The 17,667-nt window shown below is 74.1% G+C and carries 14 protein-coding genes and 4 pseudogenes; all 18 read right to left on the bottom strand.

Annotated elements, in window-relative coordinates:
* Positions 1-29 precede the first annotated feature (29 nt).
* Entirely contained in the window at positions 30-569 is a 540-nt protein-coding gene (rpoZ, locus tag BJF77_RS19545; RefSeq protein WP_083665123.1) for a DNA-directed RNA polymerase subunit omega, read from the bottom strand.
* A 29-nt stretch (positions 570-598) separates the two neighbouring features.
* The gene (gene gmk / locus BJF77_RS11850; RefSeq protein WP_047803300.1) at positions 599-1,192 is read right to left on the bottom strand and encodes a guanylate kinase; all 594 of its coding nucleotides are present in this window, start codon (positions 1,190-1,192) and stop codon (positions 599-601) included.
* 96 nt (positions 1,193-1,288) lie between these two features.
* Positions 1,289-1,602: pseudogene (gene mihF / locus BJF77_RS11845) on the bottom strand (integration host factor, actinobacterial type).
* A 208-nt stretch (positions 1,603-1,810) separates the two neighbouring features.
* Positions 1,811-2,664 (bottom strand): annotated as a pseudogene (gene pyrF / locus BJF77_RS11840) (orotidine-5'-phosphate decarboxylase).
* A 64-nt stretch (positions 2,665-2,728) separates the two neighbouring features.
* The gene (carB, locus tag BJF77_RS11835; RefSeq protein ID WP_075872287.1) at positions 2,729-6,049 is read right to left on the bottom strand and encodes a carbamoyl-phosphate synthase large subunit; all 3,321 of its coding nucleotides are present in this window, start codon (positions 6,047-6,049) and stop codon (positions 2,729-2,731) included.
* Position 6,050: 1 nt separating this feature from the next.
* A complete protein-coding gene (gene carA / locus BJF77_RS11830; protein ID WP_047803304.1) occupies positions 6,051-7,298 on the bottom strand; it encodes a glutamine-hydrolyzing carbamoyl-phosphate synthase small subunit in 1,248 nt (415 codons plus the stop codon).
* Between the two features lie 66 nt (positions 7,299-7,364).
* Positions 7,365-7,868 (bottom strand): hypothetical protein, encoded by a 504-nt coding sequence (locus BJF77_RS11825; RefSeq protein ID WP_047803305.1) that lies wholly within the window; start codon positions 7,866-7,868, stop codon positions 7,365-7,367.
* A gap of 54 nt (positions 7,869-7,922) precedes the next feature.
* Positions 7,923-9,230: a dihydroorotase gene (locus BJF77_RS11820; protein WP_075872286.1), complete on the bottom strand. Its 1,308-nt coding sequence runs from the start codon at positions 9,228-9,230 to the stop codon at positions 7,923-7,925.
* The gene (locus BJF77_RS11815; RefSeq protein WP_075872285.1) at positions 9,227-10,234 is read right to left on the bottom strand and encodes an aspartate carbamoyltransferase catalytic subunit; all 1,008 of its coding nucleotides are present in this window, start codon (positions 10,232-10,234) and stop codon (positions 9,227-9,229) included. The genes BJF77_RS11820 and BJF77_RS11815 overlap by 4 nt, the downstream gene beginning before the upstream one ends.
* On the bottom strand, positions 10,231-10,854 hold the full coding sequence (pyrR, locus tag BJF77_RS11810; protein WP_047803308.1) for a bifunctional pyr operon transcriptional regulator/uracil phosphoribosyltransferase PyrR: 624 nt from the start codon (positions 10,852-10,854) through the stop codon (positions 10,231-10,233). The genes BJF77_RS11815 and pyrR overlap by 4 nt, the downstream gene beginning before the upstream one ends.
* 60 nt (positions 10,855-10,914) lie before the next feature.
* The gene (locus BJF77_RS11805; protein ID WP_222844997.1) at positions 10,915-11,820 is read right to left on the bottom strand and encodes an ABC transporter permease; all 906 of its coding nucleotides are present in this window, start codon (positions 11,818-11,820) and stop codon (positions 10,915-10,917) included.
* Positions 11,810-12,753: pseudogene (locus tag BJF77_RS22365) on the bottom strand (ABC transporter ATP-binding protein). The gene BJF77_RS11805 and the pseudogene BJF77_RS22365 overlap by 11 nt, the downstream one beginning before the upstream one ends.
* Before the next feature lie 135 nt (positions 12,754-12,888).
* Positions 12,889-13,299, bottom strand: a complete 411-nt coding sequence (gene nusB, locus BJF77_RS11795; protein ID WP_047803310.1) for a transcription antitermination factor NusB — start codon at positions 13,297-13,299, stop codon at positions 12,889-12,891.
* Positions 13,296-13,859 (bottom strand): elongation factor P, encoded by a 564-nt coding sequence (gene efp / locus BJF77_RS11790; RefSeq protein WP_047803311.1) that lies wholly within the window; start codon positions 13,857-13,859, stop codon positions 13,296-13,298. The genes nusB and efp overlap by 4 nt, the downstream gene beginning before the upstream one ends.
* Before the next feature lie 201 nt (positions 13,860-14,060).
* A complete protein-coding gene (gene aroB / locus BJF77_RS11785; protein ID WP_047803312.1) occupies positions 14,061-15,176 on the bottom strand; it encodes a 3-dehydroquinate synthase in 1,116 nt (371 codons plus the stop codon).
* Positions 15,173-15,814 carry a shikimate kinase gene (locus BJF77_RS11780; RefSeq protein WP_083665122.1) on the bottom strand — a complete coding sequence of 214 codons (642 nt, stop codon included), beginning with the start codon at positions 15,812-15,814 and terminating at the stop codon, positions 15,173-15,175. Before BJF77_RS11780 ends, aroB begins: the two co-directional genes overlap by 4 nt.
* Complete coding sequence (gene aroC, locus BJF77_RS11775; RefSeq protein ID WP_075872284.1) at positions 15,811-17,139, bottom strand: chorismate synthase; 1,329 nt, start codon at positions 17,137-17,139, stop codon at positions 15,811-15,813. The genes BJF77_RS11780 and aroC overlap by 4 nt, the downstream gene beginning before the upstream one ends.
* A 68-nt stretch (positions 17,140-17,207) precedes the next feature.
* Positions 17,208-17,667: pseudogene (locus BJF77_RS11770) on the bottom strand (shikimate dehydrogenase); the annotation flags it as partial.

Genomic DNA, 17,667 nt, shown 5'->3' with positions numbered 1-17,667 from the left:
GCCGCCCCGCCGGACGGGCCGGAGGCGGCTCACAGGTCCCGGAGGTCCCCGGGCTCCCGCCCCGGCTCCTCCGGGGCGGCGTCGGCGGCGTCACCGGCCCCGTTGACCGGGTTGTCCTCGCCGCTGCCGGGCAGGTCGCCCAGCGGCTCGAGCGGGGTGCTGGACCCGCCCGCGGAGAAGTCCACGGTCGCCTCGTCGGAGAACGCCGCGCCGGCGGAGAAGTCGTCCTCCGTGCCCTGGGCGAAGAAGTCGGCGCCGAAGACGTCGGCGGCGAGGTCCGCCTCCGTGGTGAGCTGGCCGTTCTCGGCGAACCCGGCGTGCTCCACCGGGCGGCCCTCGATGAGGCCCGCGTCGATCTCCCGGAAGGAGATGGACAGCGGCTTCTCGTTGAGCTGCGTGTCGACGAGCGGACCGACGTACTCGAACAGCCCCTCGTGCAGCTGCGAGTAGTAGGCATTGATCTGCCGGGCACGCCGGGCGCCGAAGATCACGAGCCCGTACTTGGAGTCGGACTTCTTCAGCAGGGCGTCGATCGGCGGGTTGATGATGCCTTCGGTGTGGGTAGACAAGCTCTTGCTCCAAACGCGGTGGACGGGTATCAGGATGCCTGCTCGGGGTCGGCCCCCATGAGCTGCACGAGTTCGGCGGCGGCCCGCTCGACGCTGTCGTTGACGACGGTGTGGTCGAACTCCGGCTCTGCCGCGAGCTCCAGTTTAGCGGTTTCGAGCCGGACCCGCTGTTCCTCGGGCGTCTCGGTGCCCCGGCCGACCAGCCGGGCGACCATCTCGTCCCAGCTGGGCGGGGCCAGGAAGACGAAATTGGCCTCCGGCATCGTGCCGCGGATCTGCCGCGCCCCCTGCAGGTCGATCTCCAGCAGCACGCAGCGCCCGCCCGCCAGCGCCTGCTCCACGGTGGAGCGCAGCGTGCCGTAGCGGTGGGAGTTGTGCACCACCGCCCACTCGAGCAGCTGCCCGTCCCGGGCCAGGGCGTCGAACTGCTCGTCGGACACGAAGAAGTAGTGCACCCCGTCGACCTCTCCCGGGCGCGGGGCGCGGGTGGTCGCCGACACGGACAGCCACACCTGCGGATAGTGGTCCCGGACGTAGGTCGAGACGGTGCCCTTGCCGACGGCCGTGGGTCCGGCGAGCACGGTCAGGGACGGGCGCGCGGGGCGGGGCGCGTCGGGAGTCACGGGAAACCTCCTGGGAACGGGGTGGGGAACACCCCAATCTACCGGATCGCGCCCGCTCCCCCCGGCGCCCGCTCCCCCGGCGCCCGGCGGGCGGGCTCAGCGGTCGAGGTACTCGATGAGCGCCTTGCGCTGGTGCACGCCGAGCCCGCGCAGCCGCCGCGTGCGGGCGATGCCGATCTCCTCCATGATGGCGGCCGAGCGGACCTTCCCGATCCCCGGGGTGGCCTCGAGCAGGTCGGAGACCTTCAGCCGGCTCACGGCCTCCTCCTGGTCGGCCCGTTCGAGGATCTGGGCCACCGTCATCCGGCGCTCGCGCAGGCCCTTCTTCACGTCGCGCGCGCCGTCCGTGCCTGGGTGGCCTTCTCCCGCGCGGCGGCTCGCTCGTCGTCGGTCAGCGGACGCAGTGCCATGTGGTTCCTCCTCGTCGCCACGGACTGCAGCCTCCGTCCCGCAGCAGGACGGCCAGCCCGTTTGCTAAAGAAACTACATGATTATCAATCCATCGCAAGGCGACACGACCGTGGCGTGACCAGGGGTGTCGTCCCCGGCCGCCCCCGCGGGAGGACCGTCAGCGCACCGCCGGCAGAACGCCGGGACCGGCGGGGGCACCGCCGCCGCTCAGCCCAGGGCCGCCGCCAGCTCCGCCGCGGAGCGCTCGACGGCCTCCCGCAGGGCGGGCACGGCCGGGCCGCGGCGCAGGATCGCCCGGCTCGAGGTGGCCAGCACCTGCCCGGCGGCGGCACCGAACACGGCCGGGAGGTCCTCGGCGCGGGCGCCCTGGGCCCCGTAGCCGGGGGCCAGCAGCGGCCCGCGGACCCGGCCAGGTCGATGCCCAGCGCCGCCAGGGCGTCGCCGACCGTGGCGCCCACCACCAGCCCGCACGGGCCCAGGCCGGTGCGGCCCGCCGCGGCGGCGCCGGCGGGGGCGGGGCCCTCAGCGCCGCCGAGCACCCGGGCGTTCTCCGCCGCGGCCGCCGAGCACACGGCCCGGGCCACCGAATCGGCGCCTCCGACGTGCTGCACCGAGCGGCCCTCGGGGTTGGAGGTGAGCGCGAGCACGAACGTGCCGCGGCCCGTGCGCGCGGCCAGGTCCAGGGCCGGGCGCAGCGACTCGAAGCCGAGGTAGGGGCTCAGGGTCACGGCGTCCGCGGCGAGAGGGGACCCCTCCGCCAGCCACGCGGCGGCGTAGGCCTCCATCGTGGAGCCGATGTCGCCGCGCTTGGCGTCGGCCACCGTGAGCAGGTCCGCGGCGCGGGCCCCGGCGAGCAGCTCCTCGAGCACGGCGATGCCCGCGGCCCCGTAGGACTCGTACAGGGCCACCTGCGGCTTCACGGCCGCGGCCCGCCCGGCGGCGGCCTCGAGCACCGTCAGGGAGAAGCGGCGCAGCCCCTCCGCGGTGCGGGGCAGCCCCCACGCGTCGAGCAGCCCCGGGTGCGGGTCGATGCCCACGCACAGCGGACCGTGGGCGTCCATCGCCCGGGCCAGCCGCGCCCCGAAGGGGGCGCGGCCGGGCCCCGGGAGCGGTGCGCCGGGGCGCTCAGGCACCGACGACCTCGGGCTGGGCCGGGGCGGTGAGGGCGTGCAGCCGCTGCTCGTGCTCCTGCAGGCTGGTGACGTCCCACGTGTAGGACCGCAGCGCGGTGACCGCCTGCAGGGCGGCCCCGAGCACGGAGACGGTCGTCATCAGCGGCACGCCCACGCTCGTGGCCGCCGCCCGGATCTCGTAGCCGTCGCCGCGGGCGGCGCCGCCGGCGGGGGTGTTGAAGATCAGGTCGATCTCCCCGTCGCCGATGAGGTCCACGATGGTCCGCTCCCCGGGGGCCGTCTCGCTGATCTTGCGGACCACGGTGGACTCGATGCCGTTGCGCCGCAGCACCTGCGCCGTGCCGCTGGTGGCCAGGATCTCGAAGCCGAGGTCGCGGAACATCCGCACGTAGGCGATCGAGGAGCGCTTGTCCTTGTTCGCCACGGAGACGAACATCCGCCCCGACGTCGGCAGGGACACGTTCGCCGCGGCCTGGGCCTTGGCGAAGGCCGTGTCGAAGTACTTGTCCAGTCCCATGACCTCGCCGGTGGAGCGCATCTCCGGGCCGAGCAGGGAGTCCACCACGGCGCCCTCGGCGGTGCGGAACCGGGCGAAGGGCAGCACGGCCTCCTTCACGGCCACCGGCGCGGAGGCCGGCAGGGTGGACCCGTCCAGACGCTCCGGCAGGTGCCCCTGGGCGCGCAGCTCGGCGATGGTCGTGCCGGTGCCGATCAGGGCGGCGGCCTTGGCCAGCTGCACGCCCGTGGCCTTCGAGACGAACGGGACCGTGCGCGAGGCGCGCGGGTTGGCCTCGATGACGTAGAGGACGTCGGAGGCCACGGCGAACTGGATGTTGATCAGCCCGCGCACGCCCACGCCCCGGGCGATGGCCAGGATGGCCTCGCGCACCCGCGCGACGACGTCCGGGCCCAGCGTGATCGAGGGCAGGGTGCACGCGGAGTCCCCGGAGTGGATCCCGGCCTCCTCGATGTGCTCCATGACGCCGCCCACGTAGAGCTCCTCGCCGTCGTAGAGGGCGTCCACGTCGATCTCGATCGCGTCCTCGAGGAACTTGTCGATCAGCGCCGGCCGGGAGGAGGAGACCTCCGTGGCGTTCTGCAGGTACCGGGCCAGGGCCGGCTCGTCGTAGACGATCTCCATGCCGCGCCCGCCGAGCACGTAGGAGGGGCGCACGAGCACCGGGTAGCCGATCTCGTCGGCGATCCGCTTGGCGTCCTCGAAGGTCGAGGCGGTGCCGTTCTTGGGCTGGCGCAGCCCGGCCTCCCCGAGCACCCGGGCGAACTCGCCGCGGTCCTCGGCCAGGTCGATGGCCTCCGGGGTGGTGCCCAGGACCGGCACGCCCGCGGCCTTGAGCCGGGCGGCCAGCTTCAGCGGGGTCTGCCCGCCCAGCTGCACGAACACCCCGAGCAGTCCGCCGGTGCGCCGCTCGGTCTCCACGACCTCCATGACGTCCTCGAAGGTCAGCGGCTCGAAGTACAGCCGGGTGGAGACGTCGTAGTCGGTGGAGACGGTCTCCGGGTTGCAGTTGACCATCACCGTCTCGTGGCCGGCGGCGCGCAGGGCCATCGAGGCGTGCACGCAGGAGTAGTCGAACTCGATGCCCTGCCCGATCCGGTTCGGGCCCGAGCCCAGGATCATGATCGAGGGCTGCTCGTGCCGGCCGACCTCCGACTCCTCGTCGTAGGAGGAGTAGTGGTACGGGGTGAAGGCCTCGAACTCCGCCGCGCAGGTGTCCACGGTCTTGAACACCGGGCGGATGCCCAGGGCGTGGCGCACCCCGCGGACCACGGCCTCGTCCAGGTGGGCCAGCTCGCCGATCTGCTCGTCGGAGAAGCCGTGCCGCTTGGCCAGGCGCAGGGTGCGCTCGCTCAGGTCGCCGTCCTCGACCACCGCGGCGGCGACCTCGTTGAGCAGCACCAGCTGGTCGAGGAACCACGGGTCGATGCCCGTGGCCTCGTAGAGCCGCTCCACGGACGCCCCGGCGAGCAGGGCCTGCTGGACCTGCCGGATCCGCTCCGTGGTCGGGGTGCGGGCGGCCTCGACCAGCCGGTCGAGCCCGGCGTCGTCGAGCTCGGGGGGCACGAAGGAGAAGGAGGAGCCCTTCTGCTCCAGGGAGCGCATGGCCTTCTGCAGTGCCTCGGTGAAGTTGCGCCCGATCGCCATGGCCTCCCCCACCGACTTCATGGTGGTCGTCAGCGTGGGGTCCGCCGCGGGGAACTTCTCGAAGGCGAAGCGCGGGACCTTCACGACGACGTAGTCCAGCGTCGGCTCGAAGGACGCCGGGGTCTTGCGGGTGATGTCGTTGGGGATCTCGTCCAGGGTGTAGCCCAGCGACAGCTTCGTGGCGATCTTGGCGATCGGGAAGCCGGTGGCCTTGGAGGCCAGGGCGGAGGAGCGGGAGACCCGCGGGTTCATCTCGATCACCACCACGCGGCCGGTGTCCGGCTCGATCGCGAACTGGATGTTGCACCCGCCGGTGTCCACCCCGACCTCGCGGATCACGGCGATCGCGATGTCGCGCAGGTTCTGGTACTCGCGGTCGGTCAGCGTCATGGCCGGGGCCACGGTGATGGAGTCGCCGGTGTGCACGCCCACCGGGTCGAAGTTCTCGATGGAGCACACGACCACGACGTTGTCGTGCTTGTCGCGCATCATCTCCAGCTCGTACTCCTTCCAGCCGAGGATGGACTCCTCCAGGAGCACCTCGGAGGTCGGGCTGTACTGGATGCCGGCGCCGGCGATGCGGTGCAGGTCCTCCTCGTCGTAGGCCATGCCCGAGCCGAGCCCGCCCATGGTGAAGGACGGGCGCACGACCATGGGGTAGCCGAGCTCGTCGGCCGCGGCGAGGGCCTCGGCCATGGAGTGCACGATGACCGAGCGGGCGGACTCGGCGCCGCAGCGCTCCACGACGCCCTTGAACTTCTCGCGGTCCTCGCCGAGGTTGATCGCCTCGACGTTGGCGCCGATCAGCTCGACCCCGTACTTCTCGAGCACGCCGTTGGCGTCGAGGGCGATCGCGGTGTTCAGCGCGGTCTGTCCGCCGAGGGTGGGCAGCAGCGCGTCCGGGCGCTCCTTGGCGATGATCTTCTCGACCACCTCCGGGGTGATGGGCTCCACGTAGGTCGCGTCGGCGAACTCGGGGTCGGTCATGATGGTCGCCGGGTTGGAGTTGACGAGGATGACCCGCAGCCCCTCCTCCCGGAGCACCCGCAGCGCCTGCGTGCCCGAGTAGTCGAACTCCGCGGCCTGGCCGATGACGATCGGCCCCGAGCCGATGACCAGAACGCTGGTGAGATCTGTCCTGCGCGGCATGTCAGTGCTGCCCTTCCGTGCTGGCGTCCCGGTCCGGGCGCGCGCCCTGCGCGCCGCCGGGGACGGCGTTGTCGATGGTCGGGTCGGCGCGGCCGTCCCGGTGGCTGTCCATGAGCTCGATGAACCGGCCGAAGAGGTAGGAGGCGTCGTGCGGGCCGGCGGCGGCCTCGGGGTGGTACTGCACCGAGAACGCCGGCAGGTCACGGCAGTTGAGGCCCTCGACCACGTCGTCGTTGAGGCACACGTGGCTGACCTCCACGTCCCCGAACTCCTCCAGCGGCGCGGTGACCGGGCCGTCGAGCGGGGCGTCCACGGCGAAGCCGTGGTTGTGCGCGGTGATCTCCACGCGCCCGGTCCGGCGGTCGAGCACCGGCTGGTTGATCCCGCGGTGGCCGAAGACGAGCTTGTAGGTGCCGAAGCCCAGGGCCCGGCCCAGCAGCTGGTTGCCGAAGCAGATGCCGAAGAACGGGATCCCGGCGCGCAGCACCTGGCGCAGGGTCTCCACCTGCCGCTCGGCGGTGGCCGGGTCGCCGGGGCCGTTGGAGAAGAACACCCCGCGCGGGCCCAGGGCCCGGATCTGCTCGAAGGTCGTGTCCGCCGGCACCACGTGCACGCGCACGCCGCGCTCGGCGAACCGGTGCGGGGTCATGGACTTGATGCCGAGGTCCACGGCCACGAGCTCGTGCCGGACCTCTCCCCGCCAGCCGTGCTCGGCGGGCTCCACCACGTAGGACTCGGCCACCGAGACGGTCTCGGCGAGCCGGCGGCCCTCCATCCGCTCGGCCGCGGCCACCGCGGCCACGAGCTCCGGCTCGGGCCGGAGGGCGGCGTCCCCGGAGAAGATCCCGCCGCGCATCGCGCCGCGGTCGCGCAGGTGGCGGGTGATCGCCCGGGTGTCGACGTCCTGGATGCCCACGACGCCCTGGTCGCGCAGCTGCTCGTCGAGGGAGCCCTCGGAGCGCCAGTTGGACGGGCGGCGGGCGGCGTCGCGCACCACGTAGCCGGACACCCAGATCCGGCGGGACTCGGCGTCGGCGGCGTTGACGCCGGTGTTGCCGATGTGCGGGGCGGTCTGCACGACCAGCTGGCCGGCGTAGGAGGGGTCGGTGATGGTCTCCTGGTAGCCGGTCATGCCGGTGGAGAAGACCGCCTCGCCGAGGGCGGTGCCGAGGGCGCCGTAGGCGCGGCCGCGGAAGACGCGGCCGTCCTCCAGCACCAGCACGGCGGGTTCGGTGGTGATCGAGCTCAAGGTCGTCCTCACGTTCGTGTCTGCGGGTCGGGAAGTGTCGGGCGGCTGCGGGCAGCCGCGGGGCGGTCAGGAGCGCGCTGCGGGGGCGATCGCCTCCACCTCGGCGAGCAGGCGCCGCTTGTCCTCGGCGCGCTGGGTCCGGAAGCCGGTGTCCACCACGGTGCCGCCCAGGGACCAGGTCAGCACGGCCAGTCCGTCCTTCTCGACGAACTTCCCGACCATGCCGGAGGAGGTGCCCACGGCCACGACGTCGGCCGCCGGGACGAACAGCGGGGCCGCGCCCTGCCGCTCGAAGAGCACCCCCTCGTCCAGCACGAGCGCCCGCGCCCGGGCGCGCACGCCCAGCCCGTGGGCGGCGATGCGCTCGAGCGGGGCGCCGGTCTCGGTGGTGGCCACGTACATGCCCGGCACGGCCAGCCGGGGCTCGCGCTCCTCGGCGCCGGCCGGCGGGGCCGGCGGCGCCGCGATCCCGGCCTGGCGCCGCACGCGCCCGGCCCAGCCCCGGCGGATCAGGGCGAAGAGCAGGGCGAGCAGGAGCAGCGTGCCGAGCACGGTGGTGAGCTGGTCCATGGGGCGGGGGCCTCCGGGCGGTGGAAGGGGTGGACGGGGCGGGGGTGCGGCGGATCAGGCGCGCGGTGAGGGGCTGTTCAGCGCGCCGTCCAGGACCGTGGAGTGGCCGCGGAAGAAGGTGGCGCGCACCGCGCCGGGCAGCTCCATCCCGCGGTACGGGCTGTTGCGGCCCTTCGAGGCGTGCCGGGCCGGGTCGACCACGGTGGTCGCCGCCGGGTCCCACAGCACGATGTTCGCCGGCTCGCCCTCCGCGAGGGGCCTGCCCTGACCGGCCAGGCGCCCGATCCGGGCCGGGGTCTCGGAGGTGATCCGGGCGACGTCGCGCCAGGTCAGCAGGCCGGTGTCCACGAGGGTGTGCTGCACCACGGACAGGGCGGTCTCCAGCCCGGTCATGCCGTTGGCCGCGCACGACCACTCGCACTCCTTGTCCTCGGCCGGGTGCGGGGCGTGGTCGGTGCCGATGACGTCGATGGTGCCGTCGGCCACGGCCGCCCGCAGCGCATGCACGTCCTCGTCGGTGCGCAGCGGCGGGTTGACCTTGAAGACGGGGTCGAAGCTGCGGACCCGCTCGTCGGTGAGCAGCAGGTGGTGGGGGGTGGCCTCGGCGGTGACGTCGATGCCGCGCTGCTTGGCCCAGCGCACGATGTCCACCGAGCCCCGGGTGGAGAGGTGGCAGATGTGCACCCGGGAGCCCACGTGCTCGGCGAGCAGCACGTCGCGGGCGATGATCGCCTCCTCGGCCACCGCCGGCCAGCCGGTCAGCCCCAGCTCGGCGGAGACGGCGCCCTCGTTCATCTGGGCGCCCTCCGTGAGCCGCGGCTCCTGGGCGTGCTGGGCGACGACGCCGTCGAAGCCCTTGACGTACTCCAGGGCCCGGCGCATCAGCACCGGGTCGTGCACGCACATGCCGTCGTCGGAGAAGACCCGCACCGCGGCGCGGGAGTCGGCCATCGCCTTGATCTCCGACAGCCGTTCGCCCTGCAGGCCCACGGTCACCGCCCCGACCGGGCGGACGTCCACCCAGCCGGCGGCCCGGCCCAGCTCGTGGACCTGCTCGACGACCCCGGCGGTGTCGGCCACGGGGTCGGAGTTGGCCATGGCGAACACCGCGGTGTAGCCCCCCAGCGCGGCGGCCCGGGTGCCCGTCTGCACCGTCTCGGCGTCCTCGCGGCCGGGCTCGCGCAGGTGGGTGTGGATGTCCACGAGCCCGGGCAGGGCCACCAGCCCGGTCCCGTCGACGATCTGCGCGCCCTCCGGGGCGGCCTGGCCGGGCGCCACGCGCCGGATCAGGCCGTCCTCCACGAGGAGGTCGGCCGGCTGCTCGCCGTACGGCCGGGCGCCCTGGATGAGGTACGAGGTCATGGGATGAGAACTCCTGGGGATGCGGGGGTGGAGGGGGCGCCGAGGTCGTCGCCGGCCAGCAGCAGGTAGAGCACCGACATCCGGACGGAGACGCCGTTGCGGACCTGGTCCAGGACCGTGGAGCGCGGGGAGTCGGCCGCGGCGGAGGAGATCTCCAGGCCCCGGTTCATCGGCCCCGGGTGCATGATCGCCGTGGGCGCCCCGGCGGTGTCCAGGGCCGCGACGCGCTCGGGGGTCAGGCCCCACTCGCGGGCGTACTCCTGGGCGGTGGGGAAGAAGGCGGCGTGCATCCGCTCGCGCTGCACGCGCAGCATCATCACCGCGTCCGGGGCCGGGTCCAGCGCCTGGTCCAGGGAGTACACGACCTCGCACGGCCAGTCGGCGATGCCCACCGGCAGCAGCGTGGGCGGGGCCACGAAGGTGACGCGGGCACCGAGGGTCGTGAACAGCCAGAGGTCGGAGCGGGCGACGCGGGAGTGCAGGACGTCGCCGACGATCACCACGTGCATGCCCTCGAGGTCGAGCCCGCGGGTGCTCTCCCGGCCCTCGGTGCGGCCCCGGTGCTGGCGCAGCGTCATGGCGTCGAGCAGGGCCTGGGTGGGGTGCTCGTGCGTCCCGTCGCCGGCGTTGACCACCGCGGCGTCGATCCAGCCGGACTCGGCCAGCTGCTGCGGGGAGCCCGAGGCCGAGTGCCGGATGACCACCGCGTCGGCGCTCATCGCCGCCAGCGTCTGGGCGGTGTCCTTCAGCGACTCGCCCTTGGAGACGGAGGAGCCCTTGGCGGAGAAGTTGATGACGTCCGCGGAGAGCCGCTTGGCGGCCGTCTCGAAGGAGATCCGGGTGCGGGTCGAGTCCTCGAAGAAGAGGTTGACCACGGTGCGCCCGCGCAGGGCCGGCAGCTTCTTCACCGACCGGTGGCCCACCTCGGCCATCTGGTCGGCGGTGTCGAGGACGGTCAAAGCGGCGGCGTGGGAGAGGTCCCGGGTGGACAGCAGGTGCCTCATGCGCGGACCGCCGGGACGGGGGTCTCGATGACCACGCAGTCGGCGTGCTCGGCCGGCCGCGGGTCGGGGTCGGTCTCGGCCAGGCGGACCCGGACCTTCTCCTGGGAGGAGGTGGGCAGGTTCTTGCCCACGTGGTCGGCACGGATGGGCAGCTCCCGGTGGCCGCGGTCCACCAGCACGGCGAGGCGGACCACGCGGGGCCGGCCGACGTCGACGAGGGCGTCGAGGGCGGCGCGCACGGTGCGCCCGGAGTAGAGCACGTCGTCGACGAGCACCACGGTGCGCCCGTCGATGCCCTGCACCGGGATGCGGGTGGGCTGCGGGGCGCGGGCGGGGTTCTTGCGCAGGTCGTCGCGGAACATCGTCACGTCGAGCTGGCCGAGGCTCGCGGCGGCGTCGAAGCCGGGGTCGGTCGCGGCGATCTTGGCGGCGATCCGCTGGGCCAGCGGATAGCCGCGGCGCGGGATGCCGAGCAGGACGAGGTCCGAGCTGCCCTTGTTGGCCTCGAGGATCTCGTGGGCGATGCGCGTGAGCGCGCGGTCGATGTCGGCTGCCGAGAGGATGACGCGCGCGGGTGCGGGTCCCTTCGAGGGACCGTCCGCGGAGGTGTCGTCGATCATGGGTGCCGCCTCCTTCCCCGCCTCACAGGACGGACTTAAAGGTTGCTTGCTCGCCCCAAACTAGCACAGCGCACCGGGGCCCGCGGGCCGCCCGCCCCTGCTGACCGCACCGGACGTGGGCAGTCTCACAGGCGGCGCCGCGCCCCCGGAGCTCCGTCCCGAGGCTCCGGGCCCGGTGCTACCGGTGGTCGGCCCGTTCCCACCAGAGCGCGGTGGCGGCGGCCGAGCCGAGGGCCACGAGCACCACGCCCAGGATCCCGGCCCAGCCGACGCCGGGGCGGCCGGCCCGGCCGCCCCGGAGAGCAGGGCCGGCACCGCCCACGGGAACCACCCGCCGTGGCCCACGGCCGCGAGCACCTGGGCCAGCAGGACGGTCAGGAACAGCACGCCGACGGCGGGCAGGTAGCCGCGTCCCACGCTGGCGGCCAGACCGTAGCCGGCCGCCAGCCCGGCGGTCAGCAGGCCGGCGCCCAGCACCGTCCCGGCCCCGCGGGCGGCCGTCGCCGCGGACCAGCCGGGCAGCCCGAGCAGCGCGCCCAGCCCGAGCACGAGGCCGACGAGGAGCAGCGTGAGCAGCGCGCACCACACGAGGCCCAGCAGCAGCTTGGCCAGCACCACGGCCGTGCGGGAGGTGGGCACGGCCAGCAGGTCGGTGACGGTCCGGTCGGAGAACTCCCGGCCGAAGAGCCAGATGGCCGCGGTGCCGAAGATCAGCAGCCCGCCCACGGCGAGCGTCTGGGCGGCCAGGGAGAAGTACCCGGGCCAGTCGGCGGTGCCGCCCGACAGCTGGGCCTTGGCCCCGAGCAGCCCCAGGGTCCGGGCCCGGTCCGGGTCCTGGAGCACGAACATGAAGAAGGCGCCGACCAGCCCGGCCAGGACCGTGGCGCCCGCGGTGGCCCAGGGCACCCGGGAGCGGCGCAGCTTGAGGGCCTCCGCGTGCACGGCGGCGGCCAGGTCACCGCGCACGGGGTGCCTCCCCGGCTCCGGGCGCCCCGGGGGGCGCCTGCACCAGGCGCAGGAAGTGGCTCTCGAGGTCCTCCCGGACCTCCGCGAGCCCGGTGAGGGCCACCCCGGCGTGCACGAGCGCGGCCGCCACGTCCTCCGGCCGGCGCGTCGCCCGGTCCCCGGCGAGCACGACGACCCCGGCCCGGCGGCGGGCGGGGAAGCCCGCCGCGGTCAGCACCTCCACGGCCCGGTCGTCGTCGCGCGTGGTGAGCTCCAGGTGGCGGTGCACCCGCTCGGGCAGGGAGCCGGTGGGGAACTCCTCCACCAGCCGGCCCCGGTGCAGCACCCCGACCCGGGTGGCCAGGCGGGCGACCTCGCCCAGCAGGTGGCTGGAGAGCAGGACCGTGGTGCCGTGCCCGCGGGCCAGGTCCGTCAGGAGGGTGCGGACCTCCACCACTCCGGCCGGGTCCAGGCCGTTGACCGGCTCGTCGAGCACCAGCACGGACGGCCGGTGCAGCACCGCCCGGGCCAGGGCCAGCCGCTGCCGGTTGCCCTGGGAGAGGTCGCGGGCGCGGCGGTCGGCGTGCTCGCCGAGGCCGAAGAGCTCCACCGCGTCCCCGACCGCGTGCGGGTCGCGCACCCGGTGCAGGCGCCGGGCGACCTCCAGGTTCTCCCGCACGGTCAGCTCCGGGTAGGCGGTGGCCGCCTCCACCAGGTAGCCCACCTCCGCCCGGCGGAGCGCTCGCGGGGACCGCGGCCCAGGACGGTGACCGAACCGGTACCGGGGCGGACCATGCCCAGGACCATCCGCATCAGCGTGGTCTTCCCGGCGCCGTTGAGCCCCAGCAGCGCGTAGATCTCCCCCGCCCGCACCTCGAGGTCGACCCCCTGCACGGCCGGTACGGGACCGTAGTGCTTCGACAGGCCCCGCAGCCGGAGCGCCGGAGCCGTCATGGCAGCCTCCCGTGCTCGTCCTGCCAGGATCCTAGCGCGCCCGGGGCGAGCCGGTGAGGGCCCGCGACGACCGGCACCCCGCCCGGCCCGGGGCCCGGGCGGGACGGGGTGCCGACCGGCGGCGGGGCCGGGGACTCAGCCGAGCAGGGTCGGCTTCATCTTCTGCAGCCGGCCGAGCAGGCCGTTGACGAAGCGCGGGGAGTCGTCCCCGCCGAGGTCCTTGGCCAGGCTCACGGACTCGGCCACGGCGACGCCGTCGGGGACGTCGTCGTTGAACAGCAGCTCCCAGGCCCCCACGCGCAGGACGTTGCGGTCCACGGCGGGCATCCGCTCCAGCGTCCAGCCCTGGGAGTAGGTCTCGAGGTACTCGTCGAGCTCGCCGCGGCGCATGGTCACCCCGAGCACCAGCTCCTCGGCGTACGGGGAGACGAGTGCGTCGCTGTGCAGCCGGCGCCGCTCCATGACCTCACGTGCGTCCTCGCCGCGCTGCTCGGCCTCGAAGAGGATCTCCACGGCGCGGCGGCGCGCCTTGCCCCGGGCGCTCACTCGTTGACGCGGCCCAGGTAGTCACCCGTGCGGGTGTCGACCTTGACCTTCGTGCCCTGCTCGAGGAACAGGGGCACCTGGATCTGGTAGCCGGTCTCCACGGTGGCGGGCTTGGTGCCGCCGGTGGAGCGGTCGCCCTGCAGGCCCGGCTCGGTGTAGGTGATCTCCAGCACCACGGACGCGGGCAGCTCGATGTACAGCGGGGCGCCCTCGTGCATGGCGATCGTCGCGTTGAGGTTCTCGAGCATGAAGTTGGCGGCGTCGCCGACGACCTCACCGGGGACGGTGATCTGGTCGTAGGTCTTGTTGTCCATGAAGACGTAGTCGGCGCCGTCCTGGTACAGGTACTGGTACTCGCTGCGGTCCACGGTGGCGGTCTCGATCTTGGCGCCGGCGTTGAAGGTCTTGTCGACCACCTTGCCCGAGGTGATGTTGCGCATCTTCGTGCGCACGAACGCCCCGCCCTTGCCCGGCTTGACGTGCTGGAACTCGATGACGTTCCACAGGTTGCCCTCGAGCTTGAGCACGGTGCCGTTCTTGATGTCGTTGGTGGTAGCCACAGGTTCTCTCTCTGGTCGGTCCGCGTCGGTCGGTCCGCGTCGGTCGGTGCGCGTCGTTCTGTCTGCGCCGTTGGGTCGGCGCCGGTCGGTCTTCGTGGTGCTGTCCGCCCGGGCCGTCCGCGCGGGTGGGTCCGCGCCGCTCCGCCGGCGCGGGCGGCAGGTCGGTGGGCCCGGGGGCGTCGCCCCGGACCGCCGACCAGTCTAGCCGGGCGCGCCCTCGGCGATCTCCTGGTAGGTCGCGAAGAGGATCGCCTGGTCCGGGACCTCGAGGATCCGCGGCCGGGCCACGGCGTCCAGCACCACGAACCGGAGCAGGCTGCCCCGGGTCTTCTTGTCCCGCTTCATGACCTCCAGCAGCCGCGGCCACTGGTCCCACCGGTAGGTGGTGGGCAGGCCCAGGGCGGCCAGGACGCTGCGGTGGCGCTCGACGACGTCGTCGGCGAGGGTGCCGGCGGTCCGGGCGAGCTCGGCGGCGAAGACCATGCCGACCGCCACGGCGGCGCCGTGGCGCCACTGGTAGCGCTCGTTGTGCTCGATGGCGTGGCCGAGGGTGTGCCCGTAGTTGAGCATCTCGCGTCGTCCGGCCTCGCGCAGGTCCCCGGAGACGACCTCCGCCTTGACCCGGATCGCGCGCTCCACGAGCTCGCGGACCACCGCGGACTGCCCGTCGCGCACCGCCTCCGGGTTCGCCTCGATCAGCTCCAGGATCCGCTCGTCGGCGATGAAGCCGCACTTGACCACCTCGGCCATGCCGGTGAGCAGCTCGTTCTCCGGCAGCGTCCGGAGCGTGTCGAGGTCGCACAGCACGGCCGCGGGCGGGTGGAAGGCCCCCACGAGGTTCTTGCCCTCGGCGGTGTTGATGCCGGTCTTGCCCCCGACGGCGGCGTCGACCATGCCCAGCAGGGTCGTGGGCACGTGCACCACGCGCACGCCGCGCAGCCAGGTGGCGGCCACGAAGCCGGCGAGGTCGGAGACCGCTCCCCCGCCCACGGAGACGATCGCGTCGGAGCGGGTGAAGTCGTTCTGCCCCAGTACCTGCCAGCAGAAGGACGCCACCTGGATGTGCTTGCCCTCCTCGGCGTCGGGGATCTCGGCGGTGAAGGCCTGGTAGCCCTGGGCGCGCAGCTCCTCCATCACCACGTCGCCGGTGCTGCGCAGCGCCCGCGGGTGGATGACCAGCACCCGCTGGACGCGGTCCCCCAGCACCCGGGGGACCTGTCCGAGCAGGCCGTGGCCCACGAGGACGTCGTAGTCGTCGGCCGGGCCGGTGCCGGTGACGGGAATGGTGGTGACGGTGCCGGGAGCGGGCTCGCTCATGCCTGGGCCTCCTGGTCGGTCGCGGGTCGGTCGGTCGCGGGCCGGTCGCCCGCGGGGGCGCCCCGGTCGGTGCGCTGGGCGCGCAGCCGGACGAGGGCCTCCTCGAGGTCGGCGCCGATCTCGGCGACGGGGCGGTTGCGGGTCCCGTCGAGCCGGATGTCGGCCAGCTCCTCGTAGCAGGCCCGCCGGGACTCGTAGAGCTCCTGCCAGCGCCGCTCCGGGTCGGGCCGGAGCATGGGCCGGGTGCGGTTGCCGCTGATCCGGGGCAGCACCGTCTCGGCGTCGACCTCGAGGTAGGCGACGAGCTCGTGGCGCAGCATCTCCCGCACCGACGGGGTCATGGGGGCGCCGCCGCCCACGGAGAAGATCGCGTTGGCGTGGTCGGGGTCGCGCAGCACCTCGGCCACGGTGTCCGCCTCGAGGTCGCGGAAGTACTTCTCGCCGTGCTCGCTGAAGATCGTCGAGATCACCCCGTGGCGGGAGACGATCAGCTGGTCCGCGTCCACGAAGTCGTAGCCGTAGAACTTGGACATGTGCAGGGCCAGGAAGGACTTGCCGGCGGCCATCGGCCCGATCAGGACCACGGGCCGCTGGGGCACGGGGGCGACGTCGACCGGGGCGGGGAACTGCGCGTTCACGCGCGGCCTCCCTCGGCGCCCGCAGCAGGCTCGGCGGGGGTCTCGGCGGGGGTCTCCGCCGGGGCCACCAGGGGGTCGCCCATGTGGTCCCCGGCGGTCGCGGCCACGTCGTCGTCGAGGACGCCGAGCTCCCCCGCGGAGGCGAGGGACGCCGGGATCGCCGCGAGGTAGGCGTCCTGGTTGCGGACCAGCTCGGCGACGGAGTCCCCGCCGAACTTCTCCGTCACGGCGTCGGCGAGGACGAGAGCGACCATCGCCTCGGCCACGACCCCGGCGGCGGGCACGGCACAGACGTCGGAGCGCTGGTGGTGGGCGCGGGCCGCCTCGCCGGTGGCGACGTCGACGGTGCGCAGGGCCTTGGGGACGGTGGCGATGGGCTTCATGGCCGCCCGCACCCGCAGCACGTCGCCGATCGACATGCCGCCCTCGATCCCGCCCGCCCGATTGCTCACCCGGCGCACGAGGCCGTCGTCGCCGCGGGCGATCTCGTCGTGGGCCGCGGAGCCGGGCCGCGCGGCGGTCAGGAAGCCGTCCCCGACCTCCACGCCTTTGATGGCCTGGATGCCCATGAGCGCCCCGGCCAGGCGCGAGTCCAGCCGGCGGTCCCAGTGCACGTAGGAGCCCAGTCCCGGCGGCAGGCCGTAGGCGAGGACCTCCACGACCCCGCCGAGGGTCTCGCCCTGCTTGTGCGCGGCGTCCACGGCGGCCACCATCGCCTCCGCGGTGGCGGAGTCGTGGCAGCGCAGCGGATCGGCGTCCAGGGCGGGCACGTCCGCGGGCAGCGGGCGGGGGGCGTCCACCGGGGCGCTCACCGCACCGACCGCGGTCGTGTGGGAGACGAGGCGCACCCCGAGGGCCTCGAGCAGCTTCGCGGCCACCGCACCGAGGGCCACCCGGGTGGCGGTCTCGCGGGCGCTGGCCCGCTCCAGGACGGGGCGGGCCTCGTCGAAGCCGTACTTCTGCATCCCGGTGAGGTCGGCATGACCGGGACGGGGCCGGGTCAGGGGGGCGTTGCGGGCCCGCCCGTCCAGCACCTCCGGGTCCACCGGGTCGGCCGACATGACCTCGCGCCACTTGGGCCACTCGGTGTTGGCGATCTCGATCGCCACCGGTCCGCCCTGGGTCACGCCGTGGCGCACCCCGGCCAGCAGGCGCACCTCGTCCTGCTCGAACTTCATCCGGGCCCCGCGCCCGTAGCCGAGCCGGCGCCGGGCCAGGGCGTCGCGGATGTCCTGGCTGGTCAGGGGCACCCCTGCCGGCACACCCTCGATGATCCCGACGAGCGCCTCGCCGTGGGACTCGCCGGCCGTGAGCCAACGCAACATAGCAACTCTTTTCCGTTCGTGGTCTCAGCGGCGGACGGCGCCCGGGGGGCGCGCCCTGCCGCCAGGGGTCAGGAGGTCGGCGGGGGCGGGACGTCGCGGACGGGCCGGCCCACCGCCGTGCACAGCGCCGCGACCACGTCCTGCTCGCGGGGCAGGGGTGTGCCCGGGCCGCGACCGGTGAACAGGCGGATCTGGTCCACCGCCTGGAAGATCAGCATATCGATCCCCGGGGCCACCGCTCCCCCGGCCTGCGCCCAGGTCCGTGCGATCGCCGACGGCCACGGGTCGTAGGCGGCGTCCAGGAGGACGCCCGTGGTGACCGGGGACAGCCGGGCCGCGTCCCGGGCGAGCTCGTCCGCCCCGTGCGGGGGCAGGGTGCAGACGACGACGTCGTAGCCGGGCAGGGCGGCGGGAGCCTCGTCCCACGCCCGCAGCCGCACCGGCAGCCCGAGCCGGCGCCGGCCTCCACCGCGCGGCCGGCCCGGGCGGCGGAGCGCACGAGACGCGACGGCGCCACCACGGCGCACC

It is taken from the genome of Kocuria sp. CNJ-770, from assembly GCF_001942375.1.
Classification (GTDB): Bacteria; Actinomycetota; Actinomycetes; order Actinomycetales; family Micrococcaceae; genus Kocuria; species Kocuria oceani.
Note: the sequence above shows the minus strand (reverse complement) of the source record. Positions and strands in the feature narration are given on the sequence as shown.